We start from the raw sequence: 16,290 nt of genomic DNA on the forward strand, positions 1-16,290 counted from the left end.
TTACGCCGGCTTGCGATGCCCGCGCACATATTCGTCAACTTTCCGAATCACTTCTGCGACCGCGTATATCACGTCATCAAGCTGGATCGACAAGCGGGGAGCATATTTCTGCTCGCGCTCCCGTCGGCTCGCCAGCAACTCGTTTAGCACAGCTTGATGGTCGGCTTCCACATAAGGCTGGAATTTCGGGCACAGATAGCACGAGAATGGTGGGTCGAGTAGACAGAGTCGATCCTGCCCACACGCTCCAATTTCAACCGGCGGTACCGCCAACATGTCTCCAATGAACCTGATGCTTTTCGCGGGGTCGGTGCCATTCACTGCCGACGCTGACGACGGCACCAGCGTTCCACGGAACAGCCTCATCAGTGGCCCGATCCTAAGCGCGGCAGCACGATCCAAGATCTTCGTCAGTCGACGTCCCTTCAATGAGTAATAAACTTGAACGTGCTGTGTATCGGAGTGGTCAAGCATGGCGGCCAGCACTTTCCGTGATACGCCCAGCTCGACCATCGTCGTTGCGAACGTATAGCGCAACCGACGGGAGGTAACGTGAAGCGCGCGCTCCGTACGCGGGGATTTGAGATTCGTCCGCGCGGCAAACTGCTTTATCAGCTGACGGAACTGTTCGACCGTAATGTGATACCCATATTCACCTATACCGGTATCCAGGCACCAAGGATCGATGTTGTTGCGCATGAAGAGCGGTCGAGGGAAATCGCCGCAGTCGATCGCCAGGTTGGCGTCCAGAAGCGTCCGTAAGACGCCCGCCAGTTCGGCACTCACGCGCTCCTCGACAAATGCCTGCCGAACACCAATGCCCGGCTTCTTGATCCTTGGAATCAAGAGCACCCATTGCTCCGGTACGTCGAACCCCTCGAGCGCATTCCTCAAGTCCGTCTCCCGCAGCAAGCAGAAGTTAGCCGGGTTGCGGCCGTATGCAAGACTAAGCGCGACGGCAGCACGCTGCATTACGTGCAGACGAACCATCGATACGTCATCCAACAGCGCGCGACGCAAGATCGTCACCTCGGTATCCCAGAGCGGGCCGCACTCTACGTCCTCGAGTTCGACCACGAGGCGCGATGGCCGCGCAGGAATCTGCACCTCATCGAGTTCGAGCGCGAATTCCTCGTCGAAACCGAGACAGTCCAGCATTTCCGATGACCAAAGGTACCAGCTACGCAGGACGTAAAAATCATCCATCGCTTTCCGCGTGCGGAGAGTTTGGATTGCCTTTTCGATATGGACGCGCAGGGCGGTTCGCAGGCGCGATGGATCATTGATCCCAGACAGCTGCCGCCACATGTTCTGAAGCTCGCCAGTGGCCATCTTGCGTTCTGAGTGAAGGCCACGCAGCGCACCGACAACCGTACGGATTCCGGCCGCAACGGTTTGTCCAGATTGCTGGGCAAGCAGCAGCACCGCCCATCGCCGCAGCGCATAGTTCACAATCACATTGCAGTCGGTGAGGCTGGACCAGTCAATGGCCACATGTGTGGTGACAACATTGAATTTCCATACGAGGCCGTCGAGATTCATCCGCCGCCCATCTCGGTCCACTACGTGATCGGGTAACGGAGGCAGCCCGTTTCGCCGCATATGTGCAGCCATGGCCCGGTTCACGTCACTGTTTGTCATCTATCGTCCCGGACGATTGATCTATCGAAGAGCGATGCCTGGTAGCTCAGGCTGATCTCGCATGATTCCCGTCGGATGGCGGCGTCGATGTACGGTTTCACCGAGTCGGCCGAGCGCCAGCCGAAGAAGTACATCATGTGCTTGTCGATCCGTTCCTCATCCAGACCGTTGCGCAGTCCTGCCGCGCGGAAGCCGGTGGCACACGTGCTGCGCAGGCAGTGCGGGTGCAGATCGTCGAACTCAGGATGGACCACAGAAACTTGATCGAGCAGACCGTTCACGCGCGCGAGGCTCATCGGCTGCCCGCCCCGGCTCAGAAACAGGAACGGGCTCCTGTTAGCACCGGGAATCTGCCGTCGCGCCCTACAGATGTACTCATTGAGGTATCTCGCCAGTGAGGCGTCGCACGGCAGATGTCTCGACTCGGTCTTGACCTGCGGCTCGTTGATCCGCGGATCAACAGGATCGTCAGGTGAACGCACCACACGAATTTCGGGAATGGCTCGGGCCAGGTGGCAGTCAGAAACCCGGAGCTTGAGCAGTTCGCCCCGCCGCACGCCGAGTGTCGCCATCATCAATACGATCAGGAAATTGCGCCCGCGATACGGCGTTTTCCACGGATTGTCGCAGGCGTCGGGATGGCAGATCTGCAATAACCGCTGCAACCGGTCATCGGTCAGCGGCACTGCGTGAACCGACGATTCGACCCGGGCGCGAGCTGCGGTAGCAAAGCTGCGCTCGATCAGCGTCAGTCGTGCCCGTATGTCGCGAATCTCCGGGCTACCCACTGGCAGCGCCGACATCGCGCACTCAAGATGCCACCTGACGCACTGCGAAACCACGTTCAGCCGGAATGCCACAGTGTTGGGTGATACGACGAGCTTGCGAACTTTTCCTGTCGCTTGGAAGTTGCGCCTCAGCCAAGGGTAAAGCTGGCTAACGATCTCATCCTGACTCAGCCCCTGGCCGGACACAAGTCGTGCCTGCAACGGAAAGGCCTCTGCCAAAGCCCACGCCCACATATAGCCCAGAACGCGCAGCGTCTTGACGAGGCTACTGACCGACAGCCGGGGACGCAGACGTTGAATTAGATACGCGTTGACCCAGGGTATCGGTTGCCTGTCGGCGTCCAGCAGGATCGGCAATCGTTCGCCGCTCGGGTGCCGGACCGTGACCACGTGAAATCGGGTACGCATCGATTTCTCCTAGATGCTCGCGATCCAACATAGGCAATGTTTACGACTTTTTCGTGGCAACGGCCGACGTACCCCGCCCCGCCAAACCGTCGGCGCCCCAAGTTGACGGTAATAGTTACGGACAAAAAAACGCCGGCAGCCATGGCACCCCTCCGGCAAATGTTGCTGGTCAAGGAAAGCTCGGAATCCCAGATACAAAAAGAAAAACCCCACCAAAAGGCGGGGTTGATCTTTACAGTTTTTGGTTACGGGAAGTCAGAACGGAATATCGTCGTCCATCTCGTCGAAGCCGCCGCCGGCCGGTGCGCTCGGACGGCTTTGCGCGCCGCCGCCTGCACCGCCGCGCGCCGCGCCGCCGGCACGACCGCCGCCGCCGCCGCCGCCACCGCGTTCCGCCTGCTCGCCGCGACCGCCGCCACCACCACCACCGTAGCCGCCGCCGTAACCGCCTTCGTCACCGCCACCGCCGCCGCCCGAACCGCCGCGGCCGCCGAGCATCTGCATCTGGTCGGCCACGATTTCGGTCGAGTAGCGGTCCTGGCCGTCCTGGCCCTGCCACTTGCGCGTGCGGATGCGGCCTTCGATATAGACCGACGAACCCTTCTTCAGGTATTCGCTGACGATTTCCGCCAGACGGCCGAAGAACGCGACGCGATGCCACTCGGTCATTTCCTTGAAATCGCCGCTCGCCTTGTCCTTGTAACGGTCGGTCGTCGCGAGACGGATGTTCGCAACCGCGTCACCGCTCGGCAGGTAACGGACTTCAGGATCGGCGCCGAGATTGCCGACGAGGATGACCTTGTTGACGGATGCCATGTGTTTCTCCAGTAAATTCGATGCCGGGCCGCCCGCGCCTGTCGCCGGAACGGCCCGCCGGGCAAGCCGGCACGCGGCCGGTGCCTGCCCGAAATAAGGTTCAGGCCTTGCGCGGCGGCGCTTTCATGCTGGCCGCGATTATAAGCCACGCAGCCACGAGCCCCGAGCACGTATAGAACACCGTGTTCGCGCCGCCGTGCTTCAACAGCCAGCCGCCCACGATGCCGCCGAGCGCGAGCCCGATCGACTGCGTGGTGTTGTAAACACCCGTGGCCGCGCCCTTGCGCGAACCCGGCGCGAGCTTCGACACGAGCGACGGCTGCGACGCTTCCAGGATGTTGAACCCGAGGAAGTAGACGAACAGGATCGCCGCCACAATCAGGATGGTATGCGGCGCGCTGCCGAGCAACAATTGGCCGATCAGGATAGCCAGAATGCCGCCGAGCAGCACCGGCTTCATCTTGCCCCGTTTTTCCGCGACGATGATCGCCGGGACCATCATCACGAACGCGAGCCCCATCACCGGCAGGTAGACCTTCCAGTGCGCGGCGACCGGCAGCCCGCCGTCGACCAGCAGGCGCGGCACGACGAGGAACAGCGCCGTCTGCGTCGCGTGCAGCACCAGCACGCCGAAGTTCAGGCGCAGCAGCTCGACGTTGTGCAGCACCTCGGCGAACGGCGCGGGCACGTGCACGGGTTTCGCGGCGTCGGGCACGATCCACAGCACGACGCCGATCGCGACGATAGACAGCACGCCGACGATCGCGAACAAGCCGCTCATCCCGACCCAGTGGAACACGATCGGCGCGCCGACGATCGCGACTGCGAACGACACGCCGATCGACCCGCCGACCATCGCCATCGCCTTCGTGCGGTTCTGCTCGGAGGTCAGGTCGGCAATGAACGCGAGCACCGCGGACGACACGGCGCCCATCCCCTGGATCACGCGGCCGACGATGATCCACGTGATGTCGTGCGCGAACGCGGCGACGAAGCTGCCGATCGCGAAGATCACGAGGCCCGTGGCGATCACCGGCTTGCGGCCGAACTTGTCGGACGCCCAGCCGTAGAAGATGTAGAACAGCGACTGCGTGACGCCGTAGGCCCCGAGCGCGATACCGACGAGCAGCACGTTGTCGCCGCCCGGGATGGTTTTCGCGTAGACCGAGAACACCGGCATGATCATGAACAGGCCGAGCATGCGCAGCGCGAAGATCGCCGCGAGCGACGTGGTCGCGCGCAGTTCGGGCGCGGTCATGCGGGAAGACGTGGCGGACGGATTGGACATCGGGAATGAATTTCGAATGATCGGGGTGTCCGCCCGGCGGCGGGCGGCGGAAGATCAGGACCGGCGGCCCGGGAGGCCTGGCGGACGACGCGTCGGGGCGCGATGCCGGCAGCCCGCGGGCCGCCCGGAACCGTGCGGCGCGACCGCTTTCCCCGGTGCGGGTGTCGCCTTGCTGCCACCTGCTGTAAAGGCTGGGGGGCCGTAAACGACGGTCTCGAAAAGCCGTTATAGTAGCAGGTTTGGTTCCCTCCATTTTCGCCAGGTTCATGGAACAGATCCGTATCCGTGGGGCACGCACCCACAACCTGAAAAACGTCAATCTCGACCTGCCGCGCCACAAGCTGATCGTGATTACCGGGTTGTCCGGGTCGGGCAAGTCGTCGCTCGCGTTCGACACCCTTTATGCCGAGGGCCAGCGCCGCTACGTCGAAAGCCTGTCCGCGTATGCCCGCCAGTTCCTGCAGTTGATGGAGAAACCCGACGTCGACCTGATCGAGGGCCTGTCGCCCGCGATCTCGATCGAGCAGAAGGCGACGTCCCACAACCCGCGTTCGACCGTCGGCACGGTCACCGAGATCCACGACTACCTGCGACTTTTGTACGCACGTGTCGGCACGCCGTACTGCCCCGACCACGACATCCCGCTCGAGGCGCAGAGCGTGTCGCAGATGGTCGACGCGGCGCTCGCGCTGCCCGAGGAAACCAAGCTGATGATCCTCGCGCCCGTCGTCGCCGACCGCAAGGGCGAGCACGCCGAGCTGTTCGAGGACATGCAGGCGCAGGGCTTCGTGCGCTTTCGCGTGCGCTCGGGCGGCGGCACCGCGAACGAAGGCGTCGCGAAGATCTACGAGGTCGAGTCGCTGCCGAAGCTGAAGAAGAACGACAAGCACACGATCGACGTCGTCGTCGATCGCCTCAAGGTGCGTCCGGACATGAAGCAGCGGCTCGCCGAATCGTTCGAGACGGCGCTGCGCCTCGCCGACGGCCGCGCGATCGCGCTCGAGATGGATACCGACCGCGAGCACCTGTTCAGCTCGAAGTTCGCGTGCCCGATCTGCTCGTACTCGCTGCAGGAGCTCGAGCCGCGCCTGTTCTCGTTCAACAACCCGATGGGCGCGTGCCCGGAATGCGACGGCCTCGGCCAGATCACGTTCTTCGACCCGAAGCGGGTCGTCGCGCACCCGTCGCTGTCGCTCGCCGCCGGCGCCGTGAAGGGCTGGGACCGCCGCAACCAGTTCTACTTCCAGATGCTGCAGAGTCTCGCGGCATTCTACGAATTCGACATCGACGCCGCGTTCGAGGATCTGCCGGAAAAGATCCGGAAGGTGCTGCTGTTCGGCTCCGGCAAGCAGACGATCCCGTTCTCGTACATCAACGAGCGCGGCCGCACGACGATCCGCGAGCACGTGTTCGAGGGGATCATCCCGAATCTCGAGCGCCGCTACCGCGAGACCGATTCGGTCGCGGTGCGCGAAGAGCTGTCGAAGTACCAGAACAACCAGCCGTGCCCGTCGTGCGACGGCACGCGGCTGCGCCGCGAGGCGCGCCACGTGCGGATCGGCACCGGCGACTACGCGCGCGGCATCTATGAAATCAGCGGCTGGCCGCTGCGCGACGCGCTCGGCTATTTCGACGGCCTGACGCTCGAAGGCGCGAAGCGCGAGATCGCCGACAAGGTGATCAAGGAAATCGTCGCGCGCCTGACGTTCCTGAACAACGTCGGCCTCGACTACCTGTCGCTCGAGCGCAGCGCCGAGACCCTGTCGGGCGGCGAGGCGCAGCGCATCCGGCTCGCGTCGCAGATCGGCTCGGGCCTGACGGGCGTGATGTACGTGCTCGACGAGCCGTCGATCGGCCTGCACCAGCGCGACAACGACCGCCTGATCGCGACGCTCAAGCACCTGCGCGATCTCGGCAACTCGGTGATCGTCGTCGAGCACGACGAGGACATGATCCGCACGGCCGACTACGTCGTCGACATGGGCCCCGGCGCGGGCGAGCACGGCGGCGTGATCGTGGCCGAAGGCACGCCGAAGCAGGTGCAGTCGAACCCGCAGTCGCTGACGGGCCAGTACCTGGTCGGCAAGCGCACGATCGAGTACCCGGACGAGCGGCTCGCGCCCGATCCCGAAAGGATGCTGCGCATCGTCGACGCGCACGGCAACAACCTGAAGCACGTCGATCTCGACCTGCCGGTCGGCCTGCTGACCTGCATCACCGGCGTGTCGGGCTCCGGCAAGTCGACGCTGATCAACGACACGCTGTATCACGCGGTCGCCCGCCACCTGTACGGCTCGTCGGCCGAGCCGGCGCCGCACGAGGCGATCGAGGGGCTCGAGCACTTCGACAAGGTGATCAATGTCGACCAGTCGCCGATCGGACGCACGCCGCGCTCGAACCCGGCCACGTACACGGGCCTGTTCACGCCGATCCGCGAGCTGTTCTCGGGTGTGCCGACCTCGAAGGAGCGCGGCTACGATCCGGGCCGCTTCTCGTTCAACGTGAAGGGCGGCCGCTGCGAGTCGTGCCAGGGCGACGGCGTGCTGAAGGTCGAGATGCACTTCCTGCCGGACGTCTACGTGCCGTGCGACGTGTGTCACGGCAAGCGCTACAACCGCGAAACGCTCGAAGTGCAGTACAAGGGCAAGAACATCAGCGAAGTGCTCGACATGACGGTCGAGCACGCGTACGAGTTCTTCAGCGCGGTGCCGGTCATCGCGCGCAAGCTGAAGACGCTGCTCGACGTCGGCCTCGGCTACATCCGTCTCGGCCAGTCGGCCACGACGCTGTCGGGCGGCGAGGCGCAGCGCGTGAAGCTGTCGCTCGAGCTGTCGAAGCGCGACACGGGCCGCACGCTGTACATCCTCGACGAACCGACCACCGGCCTGCACTTCCACGACATCGCGCTGCTGCTGGAAGTGATCCACCGGCTGCGCGACCAGGGCAACACGGTCGTGATCATCGAGCACAACCTCGACGTGATCAAGACGGCCGACTGGGTGATCGACCTCGGCCCCGAAGGCGGTGCCGGCGGCGGCCAGATCATCGCGCAGGGCACGCCCGAGCAGGTCGCGAAAACCAAGGCGAGCTTCACCGGCAAGTACCTCGCGCCGCTGCTCAAGCGCCCGACCCGCAAGGTCGCGGCCGGCTGACGCCGGCCCCCTTCCCGCGCGCGGCCGCCCGGCCGCGCGCGCGTCCCGGCGCCCCGCGCAACCCGCTTCCCCTCGTTTTCCCTTCTGCGTTTACACCACGCGCCAAACCGTCCCGTTGCGGACCATAATGGCAGCTATACTTTACGGTCGTAAGGTTCGCCACCCGCACCAATCCGGTGCGGAACCGGGCGAACACGGCTCTGCCTCGCATTCCGCGGCATGACACACGAACGACAGGAATCCACAATGGAGAAGCAACCCGACTCGTCTCGCGATACGCACAATCGCGAACCGCACCTGCGCAGCGTGCGGCTGACGAGTGACTTCAGCCTGCCGAAGCTGTCGGCACTCGAGATCGGCAGCTATGCGTTCGCGATCCTTTCCATGTGGCTCGTGATCGAGCTCAAGCTGCTCGGCGGGCTGCTGGCCGGCCTGCTCGTCTACCAGCTGATCCACACGATCGCGCCCGCGATCGAACGCCACACCACGAGCATGCGCGCGCGCTGGGTCGCCGTCGTGCTGCTGTCGATCGCGATCGTCGGCGCGTTGACGGGCCTGACGATCGGCATCATCGAACACTTCGAGCGCACGGTGCCGAACCTGCAAAGCCTGCTCGATCAACTGATGCAGATCGTCGAGCAGACCCGCGCGCGCACGCCGGCCTGGATCGCGAACCTGCTGCCCGTCGACGTCGAGCAAATGAAGACCAAGGCCGCCGTGCTGATGCACTCGCACATGGACCAGCTCCAGCAGAGCGGCAAGAGCGTCGCGCGCGGCTTCGGCCACGTGCTGTTCGGGATGATCATCGGCGCGATGATCGCGATCGGCGTCGAGCACGGCAAGGTGCGCCGGCCGCTGTCGACCGCGCTCGTCACGCGCGTGTCGCGCTTCGCCGATGCATTCCGCCGGATCGTGTTCGCGCAGATCAAGATCTCGGCGATCAACGCGGCGTTCACGGGCATCTACCTGCTCGTCGCGCTGCCGATCTTCCACCAGCGGCTGCCGTTGTCGAAGACACTCGTGCTCGTCACGTTCATCGTCGGCCTGCTGCCCGTGATCGGCAACCTGATCTCGAACACGCTGATCGTCGCCGTGTCGCTGTCGGTCAGCATGGGCACGGCGATCGCATCGCTCGCGTTCCTGGTGGTCATCCACAAGCTCGAATACTTCCTGAACGCGAAGATCATCGGCGGCCAGATCGAGTCGCGCGCGTGGGAGCTGCTGCTCGCGATGCTGATCATGGAAGCCGCGTTCGGGCTGCCCGGCGTGATCGCCGCGCCGATCTTCTACGCGTATCTGAAGCGCGAGCTGTACCTGCTGCGGCTGATCTGACGCAGCGCTGCCCGCTCGGGCAACAAAAAACGCCGCACCCCGGAAAGGGTGCGGCGTTTTCGTTTCGAGGCCGTCCGGTGCCCGGCCGATCAGCGGAACACGACCGTCTTCGTCCCGTTCAGCACGATCCGGTGCTCGACGTGCCACTTCACCGCACGCGCGAGCGTCACGCACTCGACGTCGCGGCCGATCGCGGTCAGCTGGTCGGGCGTCATGCTGTGGTCGACGCGCTCGACTTCCTGCTCGATGATCGGGCCTTCGTCGAGATCGGTCGTCACGTAGTGCGCGGTCGCGCCGATCAGCTTCACGCCGCGGTCGAACGCCTGGTAGTACGGCTTCGCGCCCTTGAAGCTCGGCAGGAACGAATGGTGGATGTTGATCGCACGCCCGGCGAGCTGCTCGCACATGTTCGGCGACAGGATCTGCATGTAGCGCGCGAGCACGACGAGATCGGCCTGGTGCTCGTCGATCACTTCCAGCACGCGCGCTTCCTGCGCGGCCTTCGCGGCATCGGACGAACCGCCGATCAGCGGGAAGTGATGGAACGGGATGTTGTAGCTCGCGGCGAGCTGGTAGAACTCCTTGTGGTTCGACACGATCGCCGGGATCTCGATCGGCAGCTGGCCGGTGCGATAGCGGAACAGCAGGTCGTTCAGGCAATGGCCGATCTTCGACACCATGATCACGACGCGCGGCTTCACGGCCGCGTCGTGCAGCTCCCAGCGCATCGAGAACTGCTCGGCGAGCGGCGCGAATTCCTTGCGCAGCGTGTCGAGCGCCGTCGCGGCATCCGTGCCGTCGCCGTCCTGCTCGAAGTGCACGCGCATGAAGAACTCGCTGGTGCGGCTGTCGCCGAACTGCGCCGAATCGAGGATGTTGTTGCTGCGCTCGAACAGGAAGCCCGAGACCGCGTGGACGATGCCGTGCCGGTCGGGGCACGACAGTTTCAAGATAAAGCTGTGATCGGTCGGCATGACCGCTACTCCCTTTGTTTCCGTATTCGTCAAATTGCCCGTTCGCCCCGCCTGACCGCGCGCCGCGGCGTGCGTCATGCGGCCGGTACGAACAGCGCGTCGATGCCGGCCGCGTCGGCCGCCGGGATCCAGCGGTGGCGCAGCAGCGTGTCGAGCGTCGCGAGGCTCGCATCCATCGTCGCGCGGCCTTCGCGCAGCCAGCCGATCACCTCGGGCACGCCGGCCAGCAGGTGTTCGGCCACTTCGCCGTCCTGGTTGCGCGGCGCGAAGTCGGGCGGCAGCGGCAGGTCGTACACGAAGATCAGTTCGGACTGGGTGCCTTCCGGCAGCGAGTTCAGCACCTGCACCGCGCGGCCCGCGATCGCGCGCGCGGCCAGTTCGGGCGGAATGCCGGCTTCTTCCCAGCACTCCTTCGCGAGCGTCTCGTGAACGCCCAGCCCCCAGCCGATGCCGCCCGCGACGACGTTGTCGAGCATGCCGGGGTCGGTGGCCTTGGTCGCGCTGCGGCGGCCGAGCCACATCTGCGGCACGGCCGCGGCGCGCGGCGCGCCCGGCGCAACCGCATATTCTACGATGCCGTTCAGATGCACCGCATAGGTCTGCGTGCCGAAGAAGCGCGACGCGGCGCGCTCGATGTACGCGAGCGGCGGGTCGTCGAAGCGGTTGCGGATCGCGTAGATCTCGTCGCGCCAGCCGGGAATCGCGCCGTCGGCCGCCAGTGCGCCGATCGCGCTTGCGAGCGCCATGCTGCGCGCGTCGACCGAGTCGTAGCGCGCCGACAGCACGACGCGCTCGCCGGTCAGCTCGAACACGTCGGGCCAGCGCGCGAGCTTCGCGACGTCCTGACGGCGCACCCAGCCAACCGCCTGGCCGGCGATCTCGAAACGCAGGTGCGCGGCCGGATCGAAACGGCGCGCGGCCGCGATGCACGGAAACGTCATCGCGATCAGTCCTTCAGCGCGACGCGGATGCCGATCGCGATGAACGTCGCGCCGGCAATGCGGTCGAGCCACACGCCGGCCTTCGGGCGGCGCTTCAGCCACGTGCCGATCATGCCCGCGCCGACGCCGAACAGCGAGAAGACCACGGCCGTCTGCAGCATGAACAGCGCGCCGAGCTCGAACATCTGCAGCGTCACGCCCTGCGCGCCGTGCGGATCGACGAACTGCGGCAGGAACACGACGAAGAACAGCGTGACCTTCGGGTTCATCAGGTTGCCGATCACGCTCTGCCGGAAGATCGTGCCGAGCGGCTGCGGCGGACGCGCATGCGCATTCGCGAGCCCCTGGCTGCGCAGCGCCTTGATGCCGATCCACACGAGGTACGCGGCGCCCGCGAGCTTCAGGATCTGGAACGCGACGGGCGACGAACGCAGCACGGCCGCGACGCCGAGCGCCGCGAGCGTCGTGTGGAACAGGATCCCGGCGGTGAAGCCGAGCGCGGCGACGAAGCCGGCCGCGCGGCCCTGGGAGATGCCGCGCGCGAGCACCTGCAGGTTGTCGGGACCGGGCGCGAACGTGATCGCGATCGACGTGGCGAGAAACAGCATGAAGTTGGGCATCGTGACCTCGCGGGATGACGGACGCTGACGCTCAGTGGCCGCCGAATTCGGTGACGGTATAGACGGGCAACCCGGCATTGCGCAGCAGCGTCGAGCCACCGAGATCGGGCAGGTCGATGATCGCCGCGCCTTCGACGACCACCGCGCCGAGCCGCTGCAGCAGGTTGCGCCCCGCCATCATCGTGCCGCCGGTCGCGATCAGGTCGTCCATGATGATCACGCGATCGCCGGGACGGCACGCGTCTTCGTGGATCTCGACCGTCGCGCTGCCGTATTCGAGATCGTAGGATTCCGAGCGCGTCTTGTACGGCAGCTTGCCGACCTTGCGGATCGGCACGAAGCCGACGCTCAGCTCGTACGCGACGATCGGCGCGATGATGAAGCCGCGCGCGTCGAGGCCCGCGACATAGTCGAGCTTCGCGTCGACATAACGTTCGACGAACAGGTCGACGAGGATGCGCAGCGCCTTCGGGCTCTGCAGCAGCGTCGTGATGTCGCGGAACTGCACGCCCGGCTGCGGCCAGTCGGGCACCGTACGGATCTGGCTGTGGATGAAGGCGACCGGATCGAGCGGTGCGCCCGGCGACGAGTGCGGCATGAAACTCTCCGAAAAAAACGGTGCGCGAAGATCGGGCACCGTTTCGAATAAATACGGGTCAGGTTGTGAATCGCGACTCAGGCGGCGGCGGCCGGCGGATCGCGCCGATGGCGCGACAGCCGCTCCTCCGCGAGCGCGAGCGCCTCGGGCAGCCCGCGCAGCACGACGATGTCGCTCGCGCGCAGCTTGGTCTGCGGGTCGGGTTCGACGCCGCGGATGCCATGGCGGCGGATCGCCGTGACTTCCAGCCCCAGCGCATACAGCCCGAGTTCTTCCAGCGAACGCCCGACCGCGTCCGCGCGCGCGTCGACCGGCACCGATTGTAGCCGCACCTGCTCGTGGTCGTCGTCGTCCGCATCGTCCGCCCCGCGGAAATAGCCGCGCAGCAGGCTGTAACGCTCGTCGCGCATTTCCTCGACGCGCCGCACGACCTTGCGCATCGGCACGCCGACCAGCACCAGCGTGTGCGACGCGAGCATCAGGCTGCCCTCGACGATCTCGGGAATCACCTCGGTCGCGCCGGCCGCGAGCAGCTTCTCGAGATCGGCATCGTCGACGGTACGCACGATCGCCGGCAGCGTCGGCTCGAGCTCGTGCACGTGGTGCAGCACGCGCAGCGCCGACGGCGTGTTCGCATAGGTGATCGCGACGGCCGCCGCGCGGTGGATACCGGCCGCGAGCAGCGACTCGCGGCGCGCCGCGTCGCCGAATACCACCGACTCGCCGGCCGCCGCGGCCGCGCTCACGCGATCGGGGTCGAGGTCGAGCGCGACGTACGAAATGCCTTCCTGCTCGAGCATCCGCGCCAGGTTCTGCCCGGCACGGCCGTAGCCGCAGATGATCACGTGGCCGCGCTGCTTCAGGCTTTGCGTCGCGATCCGCGTCATCTGCAGCGACTGCTGCATCCATTCGGTCGACGACAGCCGCATCACGATCCGGTCGGCGTTCTGGATCAGAAACGGCGCGGCGAGCATCGACAGCAGCATCGACGCGAGGATCGCCTGCAGCAGCGTCGAATCGACGAGATGCCGGTCGAGGATCAGGTTCAGCAGCACGAAGCCGAACTCGCCGGCCTGCGCGAGGCCGATGCCGGTGCGCATCGCGACGCCCGGCGTCGCGCCGAACAGCCGCGCGAGCCCCGCGATCATCGTCGCCTTGAACAGGATCTGGCCGACGAAGAAGCCGAGCACGAGGAGCGGGTGCTCCCAGATCACGCGCGGATCGAGCAGCATCCCCGTCGTCACGAAGAACAGGCCGAGCAGCACGTCGCGGAACGGCTTGATGTCCTCTTCCACCTGGTGACGGAACGGCGTCTCGGAGATGAGCATCCCCGCGATGAACGCGCCGAGCGCGAGCGACAGGCCGAAACGGTCGGTGACGAACGCGGCGCCGAGCGTGACGAGCAGCAGGTTCAGCACGAACAGTTCCTGCGAGCGCCGCCGCGCGACGACGTTCAGCCAGCGCGTCATGAAACGCTGGCCGATGACCAGCAGCAGCGTCAGCGCGATCACGATCTTGACCGCCGCGAAGCCGAGCGTGATCGCGAGGTCCTTCGACGATTCGGCGCCGAACGCCGCGATCACGATCAGCAGCGGCACGACCGCGAGATCCTGGAACAGCAGCACGCCGAAGATGTTGCGGCCGTGCTCGGTCTCGATCTCGAGGCGCTCGGCGAGCATCTTCGACACGATCGCCGTCGACGACATCGCGAGCGCGCCGCCAAGCGCGATGCTGCCCTGCCACGTGATGTGCACCCAGCGCTCGAACAGCGCGCCGAGCACGAGCGCGAGCACGAGCGTCGCGACGACCTGCAGCAACCCGAGCCCGAACACGAGCCGCTGCATTGCCCTCAGCTTCGCGAGCGAGAATTCGAGGCCGATCGAGAACATCAGGAACACCACGCCGAATTCCGCGAGGTGCTCGGCCCGTTCGAGATCCGCGGCAACGCCGAACGAATGCGGGCCGACCAGGATGCCGACGGTCAGATAGCCGAGCATCGGCGGCAGGTTCAGCGAACGGAATACGACGACGCCCACCACCGAGGCCAGCAGCAGCAGCAGGGTCATTTCGAGCGGGGAAATCACAGGCGAAGCGTCCTCGTTCGTCGGGGCCACGGCAATGCGGGCGCGGGTGGTGGCGGTGGACAGGCGACCTCGGACGAGTCCGAGGGCCCGGCGCGGCGAACAAACGCCTTTGCTATACTCCGCGCATGATAGCGAAAATCAATGATGATCGGGCGCTCGCGCTCGCCCGCGACGTACTCGACATCGAGGCGGACGCCGTGCGCGCGCTGCGCGACCAGCTCGACGGCGGCTTCGTCCAGGCCGTCGCGCTGCTGCTCGGCTGCTGCGGCCGCGTGGTGGTGTCCGGTATCGGCAAATCGGGGCATATCGCCCGCAAGATCGCGGCCACGCTGGCCAGCACCGGTACGCCGGCCTTCTTCGTCCACCCCGCCGAAGCCAGCCACGGCGACCTCGGGATGGTCACCTCCGACGACGTCTTCATCGGCATCTCCTATTCCGGCGAGTCGGAAGAACTCGTCGCGATCCTGCCGCTCGTGAAGCGGATCGGCGCGAAGCTGATCGCGATCACGGGCCGCGCGGAGTCGAGCCTCGGGACACTCGCCGACGTGAACCTGAACGCCGCCGTCTCGAAGGAAGCGTGCCCGCTGAACCTCGCGCCCACCGCGAGCACGACCGCCGCGCTCGCGCTCGGCGATGCGCTCGCCGTCGCCGTGCTCGACGCGCGCGGCTTCGGCTCGGAGGATTTCGCGCGCTCGCACCCGGGCGGCGCGCTCGGCCGGCGCCTGCTCACCTACGTGCGCGACGTGATGCGCTCGGGCGACGACGTCCCGTCCGTCGGGCTCGACGCGACGCTGTCGGACGCGCTGTTCCAGATCACCGCGAAACGCCTCGGCATGACGGCCGTGGTCGACGCCGCCGGCAAGGTCGTCGGCATCTTCACGGACGGCGACCTGCGCCGCGTGCTCGCACGCGACGGCGATTTCCGCACGCTGCCGATCACCGACGTGATGACGCGCGACCCGCGCACGATCGCGCCGGATCATCTGGCGGTCGAGGCCGTGGAACTGATGGAGCGCCACCGGATCAACCAGATGCTGGTGGTCGATGCCGACGGCGCGCTGATCGGCGCGCTGAACATGCACGACCTGTTTTCGAAGAAGGTGATCTGATGAGCGCAGCGCTGACTGCGGCCGAACGCGCCAGCCGCGTGAAGCTGATGATTTTCGACGTCGACGGCGTGCTGACCGACGGCGGCCTGCTGTTTACCGCGGCCGGCGACACGATGAAGTCGTTCAATTCGCTCGACGGCCACGGCGTGAAGCTGCTCGGCGAAGCCGGTATCGCGACCGCGATCATCACGGGCCGCCGCTCGGAGATCGTCGCGGCGCGCGCGAAGGAAATGAAGATCGCGCACCTGTTCCAGGGCGTCGAGAACAAGCTCGCCGTGTTCGCCGACCTGATCGCCTCGCTCGGCCTCGCCGCCGACGCATGCGGCTACATGGGCGACGACTGGCCCGACCTGCCGGTGATGCTGCGCTGCGGCTTCGCGACGGCCCCCGCGAATGCGCACCCCGAGGTGATCGCCCGCGCGCACTGGGTGGCCGAGGCCCGTGGCGGCCAGGGCGCCGTGCGCGAAGTCTGCGACGCGATCCTGCGCGCGCAGCGCCGCTACGACGCGCTGCTCGCGGCGGCCTGCGGAGCCTGACGG

Annotated in this window: 13 protein-coding genes; 4 read left to right on the forward strand and 9 right to left on the reverse strand. The window is 66.0% G+C overall.

Annotation, left to right across the window (positions count from 1 at the left end):
• From WJ12_RS13955 to WJ12_RS13970, 4 genes are all read right to left on the reverse strand, one after another.
• Positions 1 to 1,542 carry a site-specific integrase gene (locus WJ12_RS13955; RefSeq protein WP_167361877.1) on the reverse strand — a complete coding sequence of 514 codons (1,542 nt, stop codon included), beginning with the start codon at positions 1,540 to 1,542 and terminating at the stop codon, positions 1 to 3.
• A gap of 95 nt (positions 1,543 to 1,637) precedes the next feature.
• Positions 1,638 to 2,837, reverse strand: coding sequence for a tyrosine-type recombinase/integrase (locus WJ12_RS13960; RefSeq protein WP_069245707.1), 1,200 nt, complete (start codon positions 2,835 to 2,837; stop codon positions 1,638 to 1,640).
• A 255-nt stretch (positions 2,838 to 3,092) separates the two neighbouring features.
• The gene (locus WJ12_RS13965; protein ID WP_059558719.1) at positions 3,093 to 3,653 is read right to left on the reverse strand and encodes a single-stranded DNA-binding protein; all 561 of its coding nucleotides are present in this window, start codon (positions 3,651 to 3,653) and stop codon (positions 3,093 to 3,095) included.
• Between the two features lie 100 nt (positions 3,654 to 3,753).
• Entirely contained in the window at positions 3,754 to 4,941 is a 1,188-nt protein-coding gene (locus WJ12_RS13970; RefSeq protein WP_034189286.1) for an MFS transporter, read from the reverse strand.
• A 266-nt stretch (positions 4,942 to 5,207) separates the two neighbouring features.
• On the opposite strand from WJ12_RS13970, the gene uvrA reads away from it, so the two are divergent.
• Positions 5,208 to 8,093 (forward strand): excinuclease ABC subunit UvrA, encoded by a 2,886-nt coding sequence (gene uvrA, locus WJ12_RS13975; RefSeq protein ID WP_034189285.1) that lies wholly within the window; start codon positions 5,208 to 5,210, stop codon positions 8,091 to 8,093.
• Positions 8,094 to 8,339: 246 nt separating this feature from the next.
• Entirely contained in the window at positions 8,340 to 9,425 is a 1,086-nt protein-coding gene (locus WJ12_RS13980; RefSeq protein ID WP_034189284.1) for an AI-2E family transporter, read from the forward strand.
• An 89-nt stretch (positions 9,426 to 9,514) separates the two neighbouring features.
• On the opposite strand, the gene purU is transcribed toward WJ12_RS13980, so the two are convergent.
• From purU to WJ12_RS14005, 5 genes are all read right to left on the reverse strand, one after another.
• Entirely contained in the window at positions 9,515 to 10,399 is an 885-nt protein-coding gene (gene purU, locus WJ12_RS13985; protein WP_034189283.1) for a formyltetrahydrofolate deformylase, read from the reverse strand.
• Between the two features lie 74 nt (positions 10,400 to 10,473).
• A complete protein-coding gene (locus WJ12_RS13990; protein WP_034189282.1) occupies positions 10,474 to 11,340 on the reverse strand; it encodes an NUDIX hydrolase in 867 nt (288 codons plus the stop codon).
• Positions 11,341 to 11,345: 5 nt separating this feature from the next.
• Positions 11,346 to 11,960 carry a LysE family translocator gene (locus WJ12_RS13995; RefSeq protein ID WP_034189281.1) on the reverse strand — a complete coding sequence of 205 codons (615 nt, stop codon included), beginning with the start codon at positions 11,958 to 11,960 and terminating at the stop codon, positions 11,346 to 11,348.
• A 31-nt stretch (positions 11,961 to 11,991) separates the two neighbouring features.
• Positions 11,992 to 12,558 carry an adenine phosphoribosyltransferase gene (locus WJ12_RS14000; protein WP_034189280.1) on the reverse strand — a complete coding sequence of 189 codons (567 nt, stop codon included), beginning with the start codon at positions 12,556 to 12,558 and terminating at the stop codon, positions 11,992 to 11,994.
• 77 nt (positions 12,559 to 12,635) lie between these two features.
• Positions 12,636 to 14,642: a monovalent cation:proton antiporter family protein gene (locus tag WJ12_RS14005; RefSeq protein ID WP_034189279.1), complete on the reverse strand. Its 2,007-nt coding sequence runs from the start codon at positions 14,640 to 14,642 to the stop codon at positions 12,636 to 12,638.
• A gap of 125 nt (positions 14,643 to 14,767) precedes the next feature.
• Between WJ12_RS14005 and kdsD the strand changes: the two genes are divergently transcribed.
• Positions 14,768 to 15,751, forward strand: coding sequence for an arabinose 5-phosphate isomerase KdsD (kdsD, locus tag WJ12_RS14010; protein ID WP_059558722.1), 984 nt, complete (start codon positions 14,768 to 14,770; stop codon positions 15,749 to 15,751).
• Positions 15,751 to 16,287 carry a KdsC family phosphatase gene (locus WJ12_RS14015; RefSeq protein ID WP_034189277.1) on the forward strand — a complete coding sequence of 179 codons (537 nt, stop codon included), beginning with the start codon at positions 15,751 to 15,753 and terminating at the stop codon, positions 16,285 to 16,287. The genes kdsD and WJ12_RS14015 overlap by 1 nt, the downstream gene beginning before the upstream one ends.
• Positions 16,288 to 16,290 lie beyond the last annotated feature (3 nt).

The organism is Burkholderia seminalis (assembly GCF_001718535.1).
Taxonomy (GTDB): Bacteria; Pseudomonadota; Gammaproteobacteria; order Burkholderiales; family Burkholderiaceae; genus Burkholderia; species Burkholderia seminalis.